At 73.7% G+C, this 16608-nt stretch carries 19 protein-coding genes; 7 read left to right on the top strand and 12 right to left on the bottom strand.

From position 1 onward, the window contains the following. Positions 1-41: 41 nt before the first annotated feature. The 5 genes from ACZ6ZR_RS32910 to ACZ6ZR_RS32890 are packed head-to-tail and all read right to left on the bottom strand — an operon-like array spanning position 42 to position 3702. On the bottom strand, positions 42-608 hold the full coding sequence (locus ACZ6ZR_RS32910; protein ID WP_465648693.1) for a beta-ketoacyl synthase chain length factor: 567 nt from the start codon (positions 606-608) through the stop codon (positions 42-44). Next, positions 605-1717: a beta-ketoacyl synthase N-terminal-like domain-containing protein gene (locus tag ACZ6ZR_RS32905; protein ID WP_465648691.1), complete on the bottom strand. Its 1113-nt coding sequence runs from the start codon at positions 1715-1717 to the stop codon at positions 605-607. Before ACZ6ZR_RS32905 ends, ACZ6ZR_RS32910 begins: the two co-directional genes overlap by 4 nt. Continuing rightward, positions 1714-1989 (bottom strand): acyl carrier protein, encoded by a 276-nt coding sequence (locus ACZ6ZR_RS32900; protein ID WP_465648689.1) that lies wholly within the window; start codon positions 1987-1989, stop codon positions 1714-1716. Before ACZ6ZR_RS32900 ends, ACZ6ZR_RS32905 begins: the two co-directional genes overlap by 4 nt. Beyond that, positions 1986-2270, bottom strand: coding sequence for a phosphopantetheine-binding protein (locus ACZ6ZR_RS32895; RefSeq protein WP_465648687.1), 285 nt, complete (start codon positions 2268-2270; stop codon positions 1986-1988). The genes ACZ6ZR_RS32900 and ACZ6ZR_RS32895 overlap by 4 nt, the downstream gene beginning before the upstream one ends. Before the next feature lie 58 nt (positions 2271-2328). Next, on the bottom strand, positions 2329-3702 hold the full coding sequence (locus tag ACZ6ZR_RS32890; protein WP_465648685.1) for a class I adenylate-forming enzyme family protein: 1374 nt from the start codon (positions 3700-3702) through the stop codon (positions 2329-2331). A gap of 237 nt (positions 3703-3939) precedes the next feature. Here ACZ6ZR_RS32890 and ACZ6ZR_RS32885 point away from each other — a divergent pair, with 237 nt between their 5' ends. From ACZ6ZR_RS32885 to ACZ6ZR_RS32875, 3 genes are all read left to right on the top strand, one after another. Continuing rightward, positions 3940-5013: an alpha-hydroxy acid oxidase gene (locus ACZ6ZR_RS32885; RefSeq protein WP_465648683.1), complete on the top strand. Its 1074-nt coding sequence runs from the start codon at positions 3940-3942 to the stop codon at positions 5011-5013. 76 nt (positions 5014-5089) lie between these two features. Further along, positions 5090-6022, top strand: coding sequence for an alpha/beta hydrolase (locus ACZ6ZR_RS32880; RefSeq protein WP_465648681.1), 933 nt, complete (start codon positions 5090-5092; stop codon positions 6020-6022). Further along, positions 6019-7299, top strand: a complete 1281-nt coding sequence (locus ACZ6ZR_RS32875; protein WP_465648679.1) for an aminotransferase-like domain-containing protein — start codon at positions 6019-6021, stop codon at positions 7297-7299. The genes ACZ6ZR_RS32880 and ACZ6ZR_RS32875 overlap by 4 nt, the downstream gene beginning before the upstream one ends. Positions 7300-7369: 70 nt before the next feature. Here the strand turns inward: ACZ6ZR_RS32875 and ACZ6ZR_RS32870 are convergent, their stop codons facing one another. Genes ACZ6ZR_RS32870 through ACZ6ZR_RS32850 form a run of 5 tightly spaced genes read right to left on the bottom strand, consistent with a single transcriptional unit; the run spans position 7370 to position 11710 of the window. Then, the gene (locus tag ACZ6ZR_RS32870; RefSeq protein ID WP_465648677.1) at positions 7370-8413 is read right to left on the bottom strand and encodes an LGFP repeat-containing protein; all 1044 of its coding nucleotides are present in this window, start codon (positions 8411-8413) and stop codon (positions 7370-7372) included. Positions 8414-8469: 56 nt separating this feature from the next. After that, a complete protein-coding gene (locus ACZ6ZR_RS32865) occupies positions 8470-9234 on the bottom strand; it encodes an ABC transporter permease (protein ID WP_465648675.1) in 765 nt (254 codons plus the stop codon). 19 nt (positions 9235-9253) lie between these two features. Then, the gene (locus ACZ6ZR_RS32860; protein WP_465648673.1) at positions 9254-10204 is read right to left on the bottom strand and encodes an ATP-binding cassette domain-containing protein; all 951 of its coding nucleotides are present in this window, start codon (positions 10202-10204) and stop codon (positions 9254-9256) included. Between the two features lie 28 nt (positions 10205-10232). Continuing rightward, a complete protein-coding gene (locus ACZ6ZR_RS32855) occupies positions 10233-11414 on the bottom strand; it encodes a glycosyltransferase (protein WP_465648671.1) in 1182 nt (393 codons plus the stop codon). Continuing rightward, positions 11411-11710 (bottom strand): hypothetical protein, encoded by a 300-nt coding sequence (locus ACZ6ZR_RS32850; protein ID WP_465648669.1) that lies wholly within the window; start codon positions 11708-11710, stop codon positions 11411-11413. The genes ACZ6ZR_RS32855 and ACZ6ZR_RS32850 overlap by 4 nt, the downstream gene beginning before the upstream one ends. Before the next feature lie 122 nt (positions 11711-11832). Between ACZ6ZR_RS32850 and ACZ6ZR_RS32845 the strand changes: the two genes are divergently transcribed. The 4 genes from ACZ6ZR_RS32845 (at position 11833) to ACZ6ZR_RS32830 (ending at position 14675) form a co-directional block, all read left to right on the top strand. Beyond that, on the top strand, positions 11833-12765 hold the full coding sequence (locus ACZ6ZR_RS32845; RefSeq protein WP_465648667.1) for a 3-oxoacyl-[acyl-carrier-protein] synthase III C-terminal domain-containing protein: 933 nt from the start codon (positions 11833-11835) through the stop codon (positions 12763-12765). A 71-nt stretch (positions 12766-12836) separates the two neighbouring features. Further along, positions 12837-13139 carry an acyl carrier protein gene (locus ACZ6ZR_RS32840; RefSeq protein ID WP_465648665.1) on the top strand — a complete coding sequence of 101 codons (303 nt, stop codon included), beginning with the start codon at positions 12837-12839 and terminating at the stop codon, positions 13137-13139. A gap of 4 nt (positions 13140-13143) precedes the next feature. Beyond that, positions 13144-13953, top strand: a complete 810-nt coding sequence (locus ACZ6ZR_RS32835) for a hypothetical protein (protein ID WP_465648663.1) — start codon at positions 13144-13146, stop codon at positions 13951-13953. Next, positions 13950-14675, top strand: a complete 726-nt coding sequence (locus ACZ6ZR_RS32830; RefSeq protein ID WP_465648661.1) for a 4'-phosphopantetheinyl transferase family protein — start codon at positions 13950-13952, stop codon at positions 14673-14675. The genes ACZ6ZR_RS32835 and ACZ6ZR_RS32830 overlap by 4 nt, the downstream gene beginning before the upstream one ends. Positions 14676-14736: 61 nt before the next feature. Here the strand turns inward: ACZ6ZR_RS32830 and ACZ6ZR_RS32825 are convergent, their stop codons facing one another. Together ACZ6ZR_RS32825 and ACZ6ZR_RS32820 are read right to left on the bottom strand one after the other, a co-directional pair. Continuing rightward, positions 14737-15234: a GNAT family N-acetyltransferase gene (locus ACZ6ZR_RS32825; RefSeq protein ID WP_465648659.1), complete on the bottom strand. Its 498-nt coding sequence runs from the start codon at positions 15232-15234 to the stop codon at positions 14737-14739. After that, positions 15231-16553, bottom strand: coding sequence for a DUF6271 family protein (locus ACZ6ZR_RS32820; protein WP_465648657.1), 1323 nt, complete (start codon positions 16551-16553; stop codon positions 15231-15233). Before ACZ6ZR_RS32820 ends, ACZ6ZR_RS32825 begins: the two co-directional genes overlap by 4 nt. Between the last annotated feature and the right edge of the window lie 55 nt (positions 16554-16608).

Genomic DNA, 16608 nt, shown 5'->3' with positions numbered 1-16608 from the left:
GGACGCGGTCGGTCGGGGTTCGGGGTGGGGTCGATGCTTCGTCAGGCGGCGGCGACCAGGGCGGCGGTGCCGTGGTCGGCCTCGCCGGCGTGGACGGCCTGTTCGGCGGCGATGACCAGGACCTGGTCGGCGTCGCCGTCGGCGAGCAGCAGGGCGGCCAACTCCAGTGCGTCCGGCGGGAGTTCACCAGGAGCGGCGGGCTCGCGGGGGCTGATGGCGACCACCGGGCCGGCCAGCTCCCAGCGGGCGGCGACGTGCCCGAGGACGGCGTTGGGGTTGGACTGGAAGAACAGCAGCGGCGGCATCCGGCGCCCGGAGGCGGCGGCGGTGTCGATGGCCAGCGCGGTGGCGCGGTCGCCCCCGGCGCTGGCGAGCAGGAGTGCGGTGCGGCCGGCCCCGGGGGCGGCCCCCGTGGTGTCGCGGTGCCGGGTGAGGCAGAGCTCGGCGACGGCCGCGACCAGGGGGTTGAAGCTGGAGACCACGAAGCCGGGCAGCGGCGGGAGTTCACCGGCGCCCTCGGGCGGTGGCCAGGTCGCGGTGGCGAGGGTGCGGAGACCGGTCGCGCGGAGGTCGTTCATGTGGAGGTCGTTCATGCGGAGGTCGTTCATGCGGCGGCGACCAGGAGTGCCGAATTCGCCCCGCCGAAAGCCGAGTTGAGGCTCAGGGCGTAGCGCGGACGGTCCTTGCGGGGCCCGGAGAGCACCAGGTTCAGGCCGATCTCCGGGTCGGTGCCCAGCCAGCCGGCGTTGACCGGTAGCCGTCCGCTCTCCAAGGCGCCGATGGTGACGGCGAGTTCGAGCAGGGCGGAGGCCTCCAGGGCGTGGCCGTGGACGGATTTGCTGGAGCTGACGGGCAGTCGGTGCAGGGAGCTGCCGAACACCTCGCGCAGCGCCCGTGCCTCGGCCAGGTCGGAGAGCGGCGAGCCGGTCCCGTTGGCGTTCACGTAGCCCACCTCGGCCAGGGCGACCCCGGCCCGGGCCAGCGCGGCCCGGACGGCGCGGACGACGCCCTCCCCATCGGGCCGTGGACGGCAGACGTGGTGGGCGTCCCCGGACCGTCCCCAGCCGGCCAGCCGGGCCAGTGGGCGGACGCCGCGCCGGTCGGCCTCGGCCTGCGCCTCGACGACCACCGCCACCGCGGCGTCGCCGAGCACGGTGCCGGTGCGCCCGCTGCTGAACGGCCGCGGCTCGCCGTCCCGGGCCAGGGCCCGGCCGGCGTCGAAGGCCGCGAAGACACCGGGCTCCACCAGGTGCCCGGCCGCGACCACCACCCGGGGGTAGCGCCCGGAGGCGACCAGCGCGGCGGCGTCGGCCACCGCCGTGGCGGCCGCCACGCAGGCGCCGGTGTAGACCCGGGTGACCTCGGGCAGGCCGAGCGCGGCTGCTCCCTTGCCCACGGCCTCGGCCACCTCGCCGGTGCGCAGGTCGCTGTGCAGGGCGAGCAGCAGCGGCGTGTCACCCGCCCCGGCGGGCAGGCCGGCCTGCCGCCGGGCGTCGGCGAGGACGTCGAGCAACGCCCGTTCCAGCGGCGGCGGTTCGGGCAGCAGGGCCGCCCGGGTGGTGCCGCGCCGGGACACGTCGAAGCGGGTCACCTCGGTGAAGCCGGTCCGGCCGTGCGCGGCCGCCTCCGTCAGCGGTGCGAGCCCGGAGCCGAAGGCGCTGAGCACCCCGAGTCCGGTGAACACCGGACGGGCGTCCGGCGGTGCGCTGGTGCTCATGACCGGGCGACCCCGGCGGTGGCTCCAGCGGTGGTCCTGGCGGCGCGTACGGCCTCGCCCAGGACCGCGACGGCGTCGTCCACCGTGCGGACGGCCTCGAACTGCTCGTCGGAGAGGTCCAGTTCGACCCCGTAGCGCTGCTCGAACTCGGCGGTCAGCCAGGTGAGTTCGAGCGATCCGAGCGCCTCGGGGACGCTGTCGGCGGAGCGCTGCCCGAAGGCGGCCAGCATCTCCACCACCGCGGCCCGGTCCGGCAGTGCGGGCGTGCTCACGCGGCGCTGCCGGCCGTGGCCGCGGTGGCGGAGGCCTCGGCGACCCGCCGGGCCACGTCGGCGGTGAACTGGTCGAGCGTCATCAGCGCGGTGGTCTCCATCTCGTCGAGGTCGAACTTGACCCCGAACTCGTCCTCGACCTGCACCGACAGGTCGGCGAGCGCCAGCGACTCCAGGTCCAGCCCGGCCGGGCCGAGGTCGGTCTCGCCGGTGACCTCGGCGACGTCGTAGTTCATCTCGGCGAGGGCGGCCAGGACGAACTGGTGGATGCGCTCCTGCATGGTGGTACTCCTCGTGCTGTGTCGGGGTGTCGGTGCGGTGGTGCGGTGGTGCGGTGGATCAGAGGGAACGGGCGGCGGCCTCGTGCAGGACGGTGACGTCGCGCACGAGCTTGCCGGTGGCGGTGCGGGGCAGCGCCGGGAGGAAGGAGAGCCGCCGGGGTCGCTTGTAGGCGGCCAGTTCGCGGACCAACGCCTGGCGGACCGTCTCCTGGTCGGCGGACGGGTCCGCGGTCTGACCGGTGGTCAGGTAGGCCTCGATGGCGCCGTCGGCGAAGACCACCACGGCCTCGCTGACCTCCGGCAGGGCCGCCAGGGTCTGCTCGACCTCGGTGAGGTCGACCTTGAGGCCGCCGATGGAGACCTGGGAGTCGCGGCGGCCGAGCACGGTGACCAGGCCGTCGGGGTCGACCACGGCGGCGTCCCTGGTGTGCAGCAGGCCGTCCGACCAGCGGGTGGGGTCGGTGAGGCCCGGGTAGGGCGATGCGGCCATCGCGATGTGCAGCTCGCCGCCGTCCTCGCGCAGGTCGGTGCCGTGCACCGGACGGGCCCGTGGGTACAGGCTGCCGTCCAAGTCGGTGGCGATGACACCGAGTTCGGTCATCCCGTACATGGTGCCCAGGGGCACACCGTAGCGGGCGGCGAAGGCGGCCGGCAGCCCGGGGCGGACCAGCTCGCCGGCCACGATCATCCGGCGCAGCTGCGGCAGCGGCGGGGGAGCGGTGGCGGCGGCCAGCAGTTCGGCGTGGAACGGCACGCCGATCAGCGTGGTGGGGCGGTCGTCCTGCCCGACGGCGGCCAGGATCCCGGCCGCCGTCATCCGCTCGGGGACGGTCAGCGGGACGTGGGCGTACAGGCTGTTGAGCAGCCCGCCGACCAGGCCGAGGACGTGCACCACGGAGGAGAGCAGGACGACCCGCTCACCGGCCTTCGGGAAGGCCTCCAGCCGCCGGTAGCAGTCGAGCTCGCGCAGCAGGTCGTCCGCGGTGCGGGCGATCACCTTGGCGGGGCCGGTGGAGCCCGAGCTCAGCTGGAGCAGGGCGTGGCCGGTGGCCGCGGGGCGGCCGCCGGGGAGGGCGATCGGTTCGGGGTCGGTCTCGGCGAAGCCGCGCAGCGCGGCTCCCGCGGAGCGGTGCGCCGACTCCACCAGCACCTGGGGTGCCAGCCGTTCGACCGCGAGCGCCACCTCGTGGTCGGTCAGCCGGTGGTCCAACAGGACCACCTGGGCGCCCAGTTGCCAGCAGGCCAGCAGCGCGGCGGTGTAGCCGAGCGAGGGCGCCAGCCGCAGCGCGGCCCGCCCGCCGGCCGACAGGCCCGCGGCCGTCAGCCGGGCGGCCTGCTCGGCGACGAGCGCGCGCAGGGTCCTGCGGTCGACGGGAGTGCCGAAGTGCAGACACTCCTCGTCATCGGGGCCGGCCAGGAGGAATCGATCCACCCAGCCACGCGGGGCCTTGGTGTTCGAGGTCCCGGCCGGCAGGGGAGTCTGGGAAGAAGAGCCGGTCAACGCCACTCCACGAGGGGCTGGTTGCATGGACACCGACCTCGATCGACGGGGCCGGTTCGGTTTCTGACGATTGCACAGACGATCGAGCCAAGGCAAGGTCTATACCAATCGGCGCTACGCTGCCGAATCGGGACCGGCCCGCGTGAGGCCTGCCCGGAAGGGAAGTCCGTGCAGCCACTCGAACTCGCCGACGTCGAACGCGCGGCCCGTGCCCGACTCTCCGAGGAGCTCTGGGACTTCGTCCAGGGCGGCAGCGGCGCCGAGCGGACCCTGGCCGCCAACCGGGACGCGTTCGAACGGTCCCGGCTGCGCCCGCGCACCCTGGTCGACGTCTCCGCCACCGACCAGGGCCTGACCCTGCTCGGAAGCCCCCTGCGGACCCCGGTCGGCATCGCCCCCATGGCCTACCACCAGCTGTTCCACCCCGAGGGCGAGGTCGCCACCGCCCGTGCGGCGGGCCGGGCCGGGGCGCTGATGGTCGCCGGGATCTTCGCCAGCCGGACGCTGGAATCCATCGCGGAGGCAGCCACCGGCCCGCTCTGGCTCCAGCTGTACTGGCTGCGCCGCCGCGACGCGCTGGCCGCCCTGATCGAGCGCGCCGAGGCGGCCGGTTACCGCGCCCTGGTGCTGACCGTGGACGCGCCCCGGATCGGCCGCCGCCTGCGCGACGCCCGCAACGGCTTCGCCGTCCCCGGGCACGTCCGCGCGGTCAACCTCGACCACTCCGTGATGGCCGCCAGCCACCGTGCGGAGCAGGGGAGTTCGGGCATCGCCGGCCACGCCAAGGAGCAGTTCGACCCCACCCTGAGCTGGGCGGACCTGGCCTGGCTGCGCGAGCGCAGCACCCTGCCGATCGTCCTCAAGGGGATCCTCACGGCGGAGGACGCCCGGCTGGCCGCCGAGCACGGAGTGGACGCGATCGTGGTCTCCAACCACGGCGGACGCCAGCTCGACGGTGCCCTCCCGGCTCTCGAAGCTCTGCCCGAAGTGGCCGCCGCCGCACCGCAGAACCTGCCCGTCCTGCTCGACGGAGGTGTCCGGACGGGCACGGATGTGGCGGTCGCCCTCGCCCTCGGGGCCCGGGCCGTCCTGATCGGCCGTCCGGTCCTCTGGGGCCTGGCCGCCGACGGGGAGGACGGCGTCGCCGGGGTGCTCGACCTGCTGAGCGGCGAACTCGACGACACCATGGCCCTGCTGGGCCGCCCACGACTGGCCGACCTCGACCCCACGGCAGTGACCTAGTGCCGTGCCCGGCACTAGCCCGCCGACCGCTGACCGACCCGCGCCACCGAACGACCCGCGACTCCCTGGAGCACCGATGCCACTGCACCCCCAGGCCGAAGCCCTGCGCAGACAGCGCGCCGAGGCCGGTACGCCCCCGCTCTACACCCTTGACCTGGCCACCGCCCGGGCCGCCGACCTGGCCTCGATCCAGGCCGCCGCCGGGAACCCGGAACCGGTCCACGCCGTCGAGGAGTTCACCGTGCCCGGCCCCGGCGGCCCGCTCACCCTGCGGGTCTACCGCCCGAGCGAGGCCCCCGCGCTGCCCGCCCTGCTCTACCTCTTCGGCGGCGGCTGGACCCTCGGCTCGCTGGACACCGGTGACGCGATCTGCCGCCGCCTGACCAACTCCGTCGGCTGCGTGACCGTCGCGGTCGGCTACCGCCTCGCCCCCGAACACCCCTTCCCCGCCGCCGTCCACGACGTCGCCGCGGCCGCCCGCTGGACCGCCGCGCACGCCGCCGAACTGGGTGTCGACCCCGCCCGGCTGGCCGTGGCGGGCGACAGCGCCGGCGGCAACCTGGCCGCCGCGCTCACCCTGCTGGCCCGCGACGGGGACGGCCCGGCCCTCTGCCACCAACTGCTGGTCTACCCCAACACCGAGCACGGCGCCGACACCCCGTCGGTGCGCGAGCACGACGACCCGCTGCTCTTCAACCGCCGCTCGGTGGCCTGGTACTGGGGCCACTACCTGAAGGCCGAGGCCGACGGGGCGGACCCGCTGGCCTCGCCGCTGCGCGCCGACGACCTGTCAGGACTGCCGCCGGCCACGGTGATCACCGCCGAGTACGACCCGCTGCGCGACGAGGGCGAGGCCTACGCCGCCGCCCTGCGGGCCGCCGGCGTCCCGGTCGAGACCCGCCGCTACGAGGGCATGCCGCACGGCTTCTTCGCCATGGCCGGCGCGCTGGACGACGGCCGCGCCGCGCAGGAGTACGCCGCCGGCCGCCTGCGGGAGGCCTTCGCATGAACTCCCTGCTGCTGACCGACCTGCACGGCTCGCTCTCCGACCCGCTGCTGGACGCGATGACCTTCCTCAACGAGGTCACCGAGCGCTACCCGAACGCCCTCTCCTTCGCCCCCGGCCGCCCGCACGAGGGCTTCTTCGAGACCGACCAGGTGGCGAAGTACCTCGACGTCTACCTGGACCACCTGGGCGGACGCGGCCTGACGGAGAGCCAGGTCCGCACCGCGCTGTTCCAGTACGGCCCGACCAAGGGCATCATCGCCGACCTGATCGCCCGCACCCTGGCCAACGACGAGGGCCTGACGGTCGATCCGGCCTCGGTCGTCGTCACCGTCGGGGCGCAGGAGGGCATGCTGCTGGTGCTGCGCGCGCTCTGCGCCGGGCCCGAGGACGTGCTGCTGGTCAGCTCCCCGTGCTACGTCGGCGTCACCGGCGCGGCCCGGCTGCTGGACATCGCCACCGTCCCCGTCCCCGAGGGCGACCCGGCCGCGCTGGCCGCGACCGCGCGCCGCCTGCGCGCGGAAGGCCGCCGCCCCCGGGCGCTGTACGTGGTCCCGGACTTCGCCAACCCCTCGGGCGCCAGCATGCCCGTCGAGGCCCGCGGCGAACTCCTGGAGGCGGCGGCCGCCGAGGGCTTGCTGGTCATCGAGGACAACCCCTACGGCTTCTTCGCCCGCGAGCCCGGCGAACGGCCCACCCTGAAGGCCCTCGACCGCCACCACCAGGTGGTCTACCTCGGCTCCTTCGCCAAGACCTGCTTCCCCGGCGCCCGCCTCGGCTACGTGGTCGCCGACCAGCCGGTCACCGCCCCGGACGGCTCCACCAGCCTGCTCGCCGACCAGCTGTCCAAGCTCAAGAGCATGACCACCGTGAACACCCCCGCCCTCAGCCAGGCGGTGATCGGCGGCATGCTGCTCACCCACGACTGCCGGCTGCGCACCGCCAACGCGCCCGCCACCGCCCACTACGCGGCCAACCTCACCGTGCTGCTGCGGGAGTTGGAGCGCCACTTCCCGGCCGCCGAGCGGGCCCGCCTGGGCGTGGCCTGGAACGAGCCCGAGGGCGGCTTCTTCGCCGTGCTCGACGTCCCGTTCACCGCCGACGAGGCGGCCATGGAGCGCTGCGCCCGCGACCACGGGGTGCTCTGGACCCCGATGGCCCCGTTCTACCCGGCGGGCGGCGGCGAGCGCCGCCTACGGCTCTCCATCAGCGCCCTGAGCGAGCGTCAGATCGTGGAGGGCGTGGCCCGCCTGGCGGACTTCATCCGGGCGTCCGGGTAGCGGAGACGACGGCGTCCCCCTGCCCGCTCGAGACAGCCCCGAGGGCAGGGGGACGTGGGTCGGGGGTGGGTCACTCGCCCCAGTTGCACTTGGTCTGGAGCGCCTTGCCCGCGTCGTAGGGGACCAGTTCGTAGTGCCAGGCCTCCAAGTCCCAGGTGGCGCCGCCCCAGTGGCCGCCGCTGCCGTTGGAGTAGGAGTACGAGGCGTGGCAGTACAACTGCTCGTAGGTCGAGTTCAGCTCGCCCTGCGAGGCGTGCGGGAACCTGAGGGTGTTGGACCAGACCTGCTTCCAGTTGTCCGCCGAGTCGCTGGAGGCGGTGTCCGAGTGCGTGGTGCTCGCGAACGCGGCGTCGGTCGGGGTGACGTGGGTGGAGCGCTTGTTCTGGTCCGCCAGGTTCATGTAGACCTCGGTCTTCTTCACCCACTTCGTGTTGGTGATGCCGCCGTAGCCGACGCACGCGGTGTGGCAGCTCTCGTAGGCGTTGGGCTGGCCGCCGCTGTACAGGATGTAGCGGCCGTTCTGGAAGTTCTGCCGCACGCCGATGTTGCCGCTCTCGACGCCTCCGACGTACTCCTCCCGGTACTCGTCCGAGGTCGGGTAGCCGTAGAAGCCGCTCTCGAACCCGTTCTCCCCCCACCACCAGCCGGTGATGCCGTGGACGGCGTGGGCGCCGGTGTACTGGCTCCAGTAGACGGTCCCGCCCTGGAACTGCTGGCGCACGCCGTAGCCGTCGGGATTGGTGAGCTCGTCGCTGAGGGGGTAGCCCAAGTAGCCGCGCTCCCAGCCGAGATCGGCCCAGTGCTGGCGGATCAGGCCCCAGACGGCGTGGGCGCCGGTGTCGGGGGTCCAGTAGATCGAGCCGCCGGTGAAGACCTGGAAGCGGCCGACGCCGTCGGGGGTGCCGAGTTCGTCGGTGGTGGGGCAGCCCAAGGACCGCTGGACGCCGGGGGTCTGGGTGTATTCGGTCCAGATGGCGCCGTCCACCGAGTGGGACCCGCAGAAGACCTCGGCGGACGCCGGGGTGGCACCCGCGGTGAAGCCGGCGGCGACCAGGGTGAGGGCGGCGGCCGGGGCGGCCAGGAGCGTTCGGATACGCCCGGATGAAGGATGCATGCCAATCTCCTGCCCCGCCCCGGGGTGTACGAACCTACCGCCCTGCGGGACGCCCGCTACCGGACCCGGGCCGAGAACAGGCGGGCCGACCAGTAGACGGCCGCGGCCGTCAGGACCGTGACCACCAGCAGGCCCTGCCAGACCACGCTGTCCCCGAGGCGGCCGGAGAACAGTGAGCGCATGCCCTCGACCGCCCAGTAGAAGGGGTTCCACTTGGCGGCGGTCTGGAGCCAGAGCGGGGCGAGCGCCAGCGGCAGCAGGGTGCCGGAGAGCAGGGCGATGGGCTGCGCGACGGTGTTGACCACCGGCGCCATCGCGGCGTCGTTGGGGAGCACCAGGGCGATGCCGTAGGAGATGGCCGAGGTCATCAGCGCCAGCATGCCGAGCAGCAGGTAGGCCAGGGCCAGGTTCAACGGCCCGACCCGCAGGCCGAAGGGCAGGGCGAGCAGGGTGATCACCACCGCCTGGGCAAGCAGCGCCGCGACCTCGCGCAGGGCCCGGCCGAGCAGCAGGGCCAGCCGGCTGACCGGGGTGACCCGGGAGCGCTCGATGATGCCGGCCTTGAGTTCGCCGAGCAGGCTGAACCCGGTGTACAGGCCGCCGAAGATGCAGAGCACCGCCAACAGGCCCGGTACGTAGACCTGGTAGGCCTGGGCGTAGGTGGTGGCGCCCATCGGCTCCAGCGCCCGCTTGAGCAGCGGGGCGAACAGCAGCAGGTAGAAGACCGGCTGGACCAGCCCGACGACCAGCCAGATCGGGGTGCGCCACATCAGCAGCAGTTGCCGCTGGAAGACCAGCCAGGTGTCACGGGCGAGCTTCACGAAGGGACCTCATGGATCGTCAGGACTGGTCGATGGAGCGGCCGGTGCGGGCCAGGAAGACGTCGTCCAGGCTGGGGCGCTGGAGCTGCACGGTGGCGGGGGTCAGCCCGGCCTCGGCGAGGGTCGGCAGCAGCTGCGGGATGGCGCTGGCGCCGTCGCGGACGTACAGCCGCAGGCCGCCCTCGGCGGGTGTCTCGGTGCGGTGCAGGTACGGGGCGTCGGCCAGGGCCTTGGCGGCGTCCTCGGCGTCGAGGCCGCTGAGCACCACCACGTCCCCGGAGACCTCCCGTTTGAGCTCCTCGGGGGTACCCTCGGCCACGACCTGGCCGTGGTCGACGATCGCGACCCGGTCGCAGAGCGCGTCGGCCTCGTCCAGGTAATGGGTCGTCACCACCACCGTCATGCCCTCGGTGCGAAGCCGGCGGATCTCCTCCCAGACGCCCGCCCGGCTGGCCGGGTCGAGGCCCACGGTCGGCTCGTCCAGGAAGAGCACCTGGGGGGAGTGGATCACCCCGAGGGCGATGTCCACCCGGCGGCGCTGGCCGCCCGAGTAGGTCTGGCAGGCGCGGTCCGCGAACTCGGCGAGCTCGAAGGCCTGGAGCGCGCCCTCGGCCCTCCGCTGGGCGTCGGCCTTGGAGCTGCCGTGCAGCCGGGCCTGGTGCACCAGCTCCTCGCGGGCGGTGACGGTGTCGGCGGTGCCGCCGCCCTGGGCGACGTAGCCGATCCGGCGGCGGACCTCGGCCGGGTCGGCGAGCAGGTCGGCCCCGGCGATCCGGGCCTCGCCGCCGTCCGGGCGGATCAGGGTGGCGAGCATGCGCAGCGTGGTGGTCTTCCCGGCCCCGTTGGGGCCCAGGAGTCCGAAGATCTCACTTCCCCGGACGTCCAGGTCGATGCCGCGGACTGCGTCGACGACGGTGCGGCCGCGTCTGCCGGACGGATAGGACTTGCGAAGCCCCTTGGTCTCGATCAACCAGAACTCCCGTGAACAGTGGAACGGATCAGTGCGAAGGGGATGTGGGCGCGGCCGGGGCCAGGGCCTCCAGGCGGTCGGCGGCCGTCACCGCGCCGCCGCCGGCCAGCAGTTCACGCCGGATCAGCTGGGCGGCCGCGCGGAAGGAGGGCTCGTCGAGGACCCGTCGGAGCCGCTCGGCGATGGTCGCGGGGGTGGCCCGGGTGAAGGGCACCCGCAGACCGGCCCCGGCTTCGGCGACCCGCTGGGCCACGAAGGGCTGGTCATTGCGGATCGGCGCCAGGAGCAGGGGCACGCCGTGGGCCAGTGCTTCGCCCACGGTGTTCATCCCACCATGGCAAAGTACCGCGTCCAACGCGCCCTTCGACAGCAGCTCCAGGATCGGTGCCCGTTCCACCACCACCACGTTGTCCGGAAGGGCGGCCGGCAGTGCCCCGGCGGACGCGGCCACCACCGCCTGGATGCCCTCGCCGTGCCGGGCCAGCGCCTGGACGGTGCGGGCCAGGAAGTCCGCGCCGACCGCGTCCGAGAGGGTGCCCATGGTGACCAGCACGGTGCGCCGGGACGGGTCCAGCCGCTCCCAGGGGAAGGCCGGGTCCGGCGGACGCTCTGTCAGCACCGGCCCCACCAGCGCGTAGCGGGGCGTGTCCGGCAGGTCCTCGGCGAGCAGCGCCCGGCCGCTGGTGGCCACCACCAGGTGCGGCGAGAACCGGGGGTCGGTGAACTCCTCCTCCGGCAGCCGGGCCCGCCTCCAGAGCGCCTCCAGATGGCCCGTCATCCAGGCCTCCACCTGCGGCACGGCCCGGTACGGGCGGCCCAGCTCCATCGCCCCCGGCGCGAAGCTCGCCCAGGGCAGTCCGTGACGGTGCGCCAGCAGCGCGCCCGCCGGGGTGTACTGGTCCACCAGCAGCACGTCGGGCCGGTACTCGCTGACCACGGCGTCCAGCGGCTTCATGGTGAACTTCGCGTACGGGACGACGAAGCCCTCCCAGAGCGAGCGCACCGAGGCCAGCCCGTGGCCGCCCAGGGCCCGGAACGCCCGGGTGCCGGTGCCGAAGACCCGGGCCCGCGGCCCGAGAAGCGGCTCCAGCACCGTCTCGGTGCCGGTCCAGGCCACCTCGTGGCCGCGCGCGGCCAGCTCCTCCGCGATCCCGGCGGCCGGGTTGACGTGCCCGGCCAGCGGGGGCATCACCAGCAGGAAGCGGCTCATCGGCGCACCTGCCCGCTCCGCGCCACCAGCTCCATCAGGTCGGCGACGGTCAGCGCGGCGAGCCCGTCCAGGTCCAGGCCGGCCCGAAGGGCGGCCAGCTCGGCGCCGAAGCGCTCGCGCAGCAGGGTGTCCAGGACGGCGAACTCGCTCTCGTCCAGCGCCAGATCGGCGTCGAGTCGGGCCTCGGGGACCACCGACTCTGCCCATTCGGGCAGAGCGTCGGCGGCCTCGACCAAGGCGGCCACCAGCTCCGGATCAAGTCCGGGGTGTACGAAGGAAGTCTGCGGATCAGGCACGAAGGGGCTCCACGGATCGGGCATGAAGGGCCTCCACCTGCTCGACGGCACGGGGGCGGAGGGGGAGGGCTCCGGGTCGTTGATCACTTGTGCGACCTGCCGGGCGTGGGAATACTAGCCCGGTGACCGCACTGGAGGCAGTGGCCGTCCATCTCCCCCCGCGACTCGAACCGATCGAGGACGTGGGCGCCCGGATCGGCCTGACCCCACGTCAACTTCGACTCTTCCGCCGCTTCCACGGCCTGGACCAGGTCCGCCTGGACCCGGACGGGACGCTGCTCGACCTGCTGGACGCCGCCGTCCGGGCCCTGCCCGAGCTGCGCGGCAACGAACACCGGGTCCGGTACCTGCTGCACGCACGCGGCATGCCGGTCACCGTGCCCTACCCGCTCAACCCCGTGCACGAGCTGGCGGAGCGCTTCGGCCTCGGCCACGCCGCCGCCTTCACCGTCACCCAACAGGCCTGTGCCACCTCGCTGTTGGCCGTGGACCTGGCCGGAAGGCTGCTGGCGGACGACGGCGACCCCTCGGCGCTTGCCCTGGTGGTGGCGGGGGAGAAGACCTTCACCCGGGACGCCCAGCTCGTCCCCGACACCTCGATCTGCGCGGAGGCCTCGGCCGCCTGCCTGGTCGGCCTCGGCGGCACCCGGGACCGGGTGCTCTCCTACGTGGTGCGCCAGCGCCCCGAGTTCGACGGCCGGCTGGCCGAGGACCCGGAGCTGCTGACCCGCTACCAACGCGAGTACCAGCCCACCATGATCGAGACCCTGCTGGCCGCCGTCGACCAGGCTGGTCTAAACCTCTCCGAGATTTCTCTACTGCTTCCGCACAACGTCAACCAGGCTTCCTGGCGCATGATTTGCCGAGAACTGGACTATCCTGTGGAGCGGGTCATGCTGGACAACGTGCCCGCAGTGGGGCACAGTTTGGCCGCAGACGCCTTCGTCAACCTCCGCACCGCCACCACGAGCGGAGCGCTCCGGCCGGGCGATCACTACCTGATCGCCGCCGCAGGCATCGGCGCCACCTTCTCGGCCATGGTCCTACGGCACTGACGCGCCGTCAGCGGGCCCGCGGCGACCCCTGGCACCCCGCTCTCCCTACGCCCACCACGGACGGTTCACCCATGTCAGACTCCGCCCTCTCCACCACCGCCGAACCGGTCGACGCCGAGCTGCGCACCAGGATCCGGCGGGGAATCGAGGAGGCGCTGCCGCGCGTCCTCACCGTCGAGCTCCCGGAGAACCTCGACAACGTCTGCTTCTTCGACGACCTCGGCCTCACCTCGGTCGGCACCATCGAACTGGTCCTGGAGATCGAGGAGACGCTCGACATCCAGGTCAACGTCGAGCGCCTCGGCCTGGACGACCTGCGCTCGATCGACCGGCTCACCGACTACGTCGTCGGGCACATCGTCGAGGAGGACTGACCCGGTGCCGGCCGGTACCCCGGCGCGCGGACTGCGCGTCACCAAGGCGCTCTCCGCCGGGTTCGACGGCCGCTCGAAGGCCTCGCTCCACCCCGACCTGCGCACCTTCACCGCCGACCTGGTCCGCCCGTACGGCCTGCCGCTGCGCGAGGACCTGCTGAGCGAGGGCGCCGGCCACGACTACGGGGAGATGGCCTCCGGCCTGCTCGGCGCGGTCCTCACCGAGGACGGGCCCGCCGACCTGCTGATCCTGGCCTTCTCCTCCCACGACGTCCGGCCCGCGGCTCCCTCGGCCCTGTATCTCAGCCGCCACTGCCCCGGGCGGCCGACGGCCTTCGCGATCTGCGACCAGGGCAGCGCGGCGGCCTTCACCGCCCTGCGCATCGCCGCCGCCCACCACCGCACCGGCGGCTGCCGGCGTGCCGTGGTCGTCCTCGCCGAGCAGAGCGTCCTGCACTACGAGACCCCGGAGCCGGTCGGACTGCCGGAGGAGCACCGGGCCGTGGTGCTGGTCTGCGAGGAGGGCGAGGGGCCGGGGCTGAGGGTCCGCCAGGAGGCCGAGCCGGCCAGCGCCTCGGCGCTGGCCTCGGTGCTCGCCGCTCATCGCGAACTCGGATCCGACGCCCGGCTGTTGCTCGCCGACGGCCTGCGCTCCGACGAGGCTCCGGAGGCCGCCGCGACGGCGCCGCCGGGGCAGCCCTTCACCGGCGTCTGGACGCTGCTGGCCGAGCACCTTGCGCGGCGTAGCGCCCCGCTGCTGGTGGCCGACCACGACCGGCGGCTGGGGCGGCTCAGCACCCTGACGCTCCCGTGAACGCCGAACTTCTGTCCAGCGCCGCCGATCCGGTCGACCTGTGGGTGATCCCCACCGACCAGCCCCCGGCCGTCGTGCGCCTGCTGCGCGGGCTGCTCGACCCCGGTGAGCTCGCCCGTGCCGACGCCGCCCACGACCCCGTCCAGGGCGCGCGCTTCACCGTCGCCCGGGGCGCCGTCCGCCTGCTGGTCGCCGACCGCGCCGGCATCGGGGCGGCCCAACTCGCCTGGCAGCACGGCCCGCACGGCAAACCCGCCCCCGCGCTCCCGCCCGCCTCCGGCCCGGTCCAGGTCAACTGGTCCGGGTCGGGGGCGCTCGCCGTTCTCGCCGTCGCCGAAGGGCGCCGGGTCGGCGTGGACGTCGAGGAGCTCCGTCCGCCCGGCGTCGGCGCGCGGATCGCCCGGCGCCACTTCCCGCCCACGGACGCGGCGTTGGTCCTGGAGGCCCCCACCCCCGCCGAGGCCGCCGAGCAGTTCACCCGGCTCTGGTGCCGCCGCGAGGCCTGCGTCAAGGTGCACGGCGGCAGGCTGGCGCAGGGGCTCGGCCTCGCGCTCGCCGGCCCCTCGCCGCTGCGCCTGCCCGACGCGGGCGCGCTCGGCCCCGGGCCGCTGTGGCTGGCCGACGTCCCGGTGCCGGGCCCGTTCCGCGCGGCGGTCGCCGCTGACCTCGGCCGGCCCTTCACGGTCCGTCAACACATCTGGAGCGCACCGGAGTTGACATGAAACCCGGACAGGGCCGGGGCGCCTCCTCCCGGAGGCCCCGGCCCTGTCCGCACGGTGGCCTTCAGCCCACCGGCATCGACATGTAGACCGCCCGCCGCCCGTAGGACGCGGGGACGGCCACCTCCCGGTGCGCGCGGTAGCCCATCAGCCGCAGCAGGATGTCGGTGCCGCGCACCGCCACCATCGAGATCTCCTCGAAGCCCAACTCCGCAGCCCGCGCCTGGAAGTAGCGCATGAAAGCCTCCGCGACGTCCCGGCCGCGCAGGTCCTCGGCGATCACCATGTCGTGCACGTGGACGTTGGCCGACTCGAAGACGGTGGACTCCGCCCGGGCCAGGTCCGGGCAGCGCAGCGGCGGGTACGGCAGGCTCAGCAGGTAGCCGCGGACCTCGCCGTGCTGCTCCAGCACGAAGCAGGTCCCCGGCGAGGCCAGGGCGCGCGACTGCAGCGCCTCCCGGCCCTCCGAGAGGCCGTCGGCCGCGTAGGCGTCGTGCTCCAGCGCGACCACGGCGTCCCAGTCCCCGTCGGCGAGTTGGCGGATCAGGTACTCCGCGCTCACGCCGTGGCCCCGACCGCGTCGAAGCCCTTGTCCCGGGTGGCCGCCACCATCGCGGCCCAGGACTCGATCAGCACCGCCCAGCGCTCCGCGTCCTCCTGGGCCTCGTCCAGCAGCTGCTGCCGCCGCTCGGCCACCACGTCCGCGAGCTCGGCGTACTGGCCGCCCAGCTTGCGGTAGGAGCTCTCCGCGACGTCCAGGCAGTGCTCGTTCCCGGCCCGGTCCCAGTCGAAGGTACCGCGCACCAGCTCCAGGATCGGCTCGACCTTCAGCTCGTCGCGCTCGTTCAGCAGCCCGCGCCCGAGGTCGATCATCCCGCCGTAGACCGGGTACAGGTACAGCATCGAGAGCAGCAGCTTCACGAAGCGCAGCTGGTAGTTGACGAAACCGGCGCCGATTCGGCGCTCGGGCGTGTAGTAGTTGACGATGTGCCGGTTGTGGACGACGCCGGGCGTGCCGGAGTGGACCAGGGCGTGCAGCAGCGCGTAGTCGCAGCCGAGGGTGTCGACCGAGGGCAGCAGCGGCAGCACCTCGTACGCCCGGTGGTCCAGGGCGACGTTGCACATGTAGACGTTCCAGATGTCGGGCACGCCGAGCACCGAGCGGTCGGTGTCGAACGGCTCGGCGCCGACGCCCTTGAAGGAGAGGTCGACCATCGCGTCCCGGTCCTCGTCCGGCCAGACCGGCGGGGTCCACAGGCGCACCAGGTCGTGGTAGACCTGCGGGTCGAGTTCGCGGATCTCGCCGATGTCCACGTTGAGTTCGCCGATGAACGAGCCGCTGACCACCATCACGGGCATCGCCGCGTCGGCCGGGTCCAGCTCGGAGACGGTCACTCCGGCGACCGCCTCGCCGGCCGGCTTGCCGACCGAGAGCAGCTCGTGGTGGATCGGGTAGAGCTTCTGCCCGTCGGCGCTCTGGTACTCGAAGTCGTCGTTGCGCAGGTGCACCGAGGTGCAGCCCAGCGCGGCCGCGCCCAGGAACAGCCGGTTGACGCAGGAGCCGTACGCGACGGCCGGCGGCAGCATCAGCTCCAGCAGCAGCTCCGGGTCGGCGGCGGAGCCCGAACGCTCGGCCACCCCGCGCAGCCAGTCCCGCTGCTGACGCTCGCTCAGGTGGTGGACGAACACCCCGGGGGCGGTGGCCAACGAGGCCACGGCCTCGGCGTTCTGCGCGAACGCCTCGGCGGCGGTGGTGTCGAGGACCAGGAGGTGCACCTCGACCCCGAAGGTCGCGACGGCGTAGGCGGCCTCCTCGGCGAGGTCCACGATGGTCTCGGGGCAGGGGCGCATGGTGGGCAGGGCGAGGCAGACTCGTTGCATGCTGCGGGACTCTCCGTCTGATCAAAGCCGCGCTGAGGTACGCGAGGTGACCTTG

It is taken from the genome of Kitasatospora sp. NPDC088742 (genome assembly GCF_055584905.1).
Note: the sequence above shows the minus strand (reverse complement) of the source record. Positions and strands in the feature narration are given on the sequence as shown.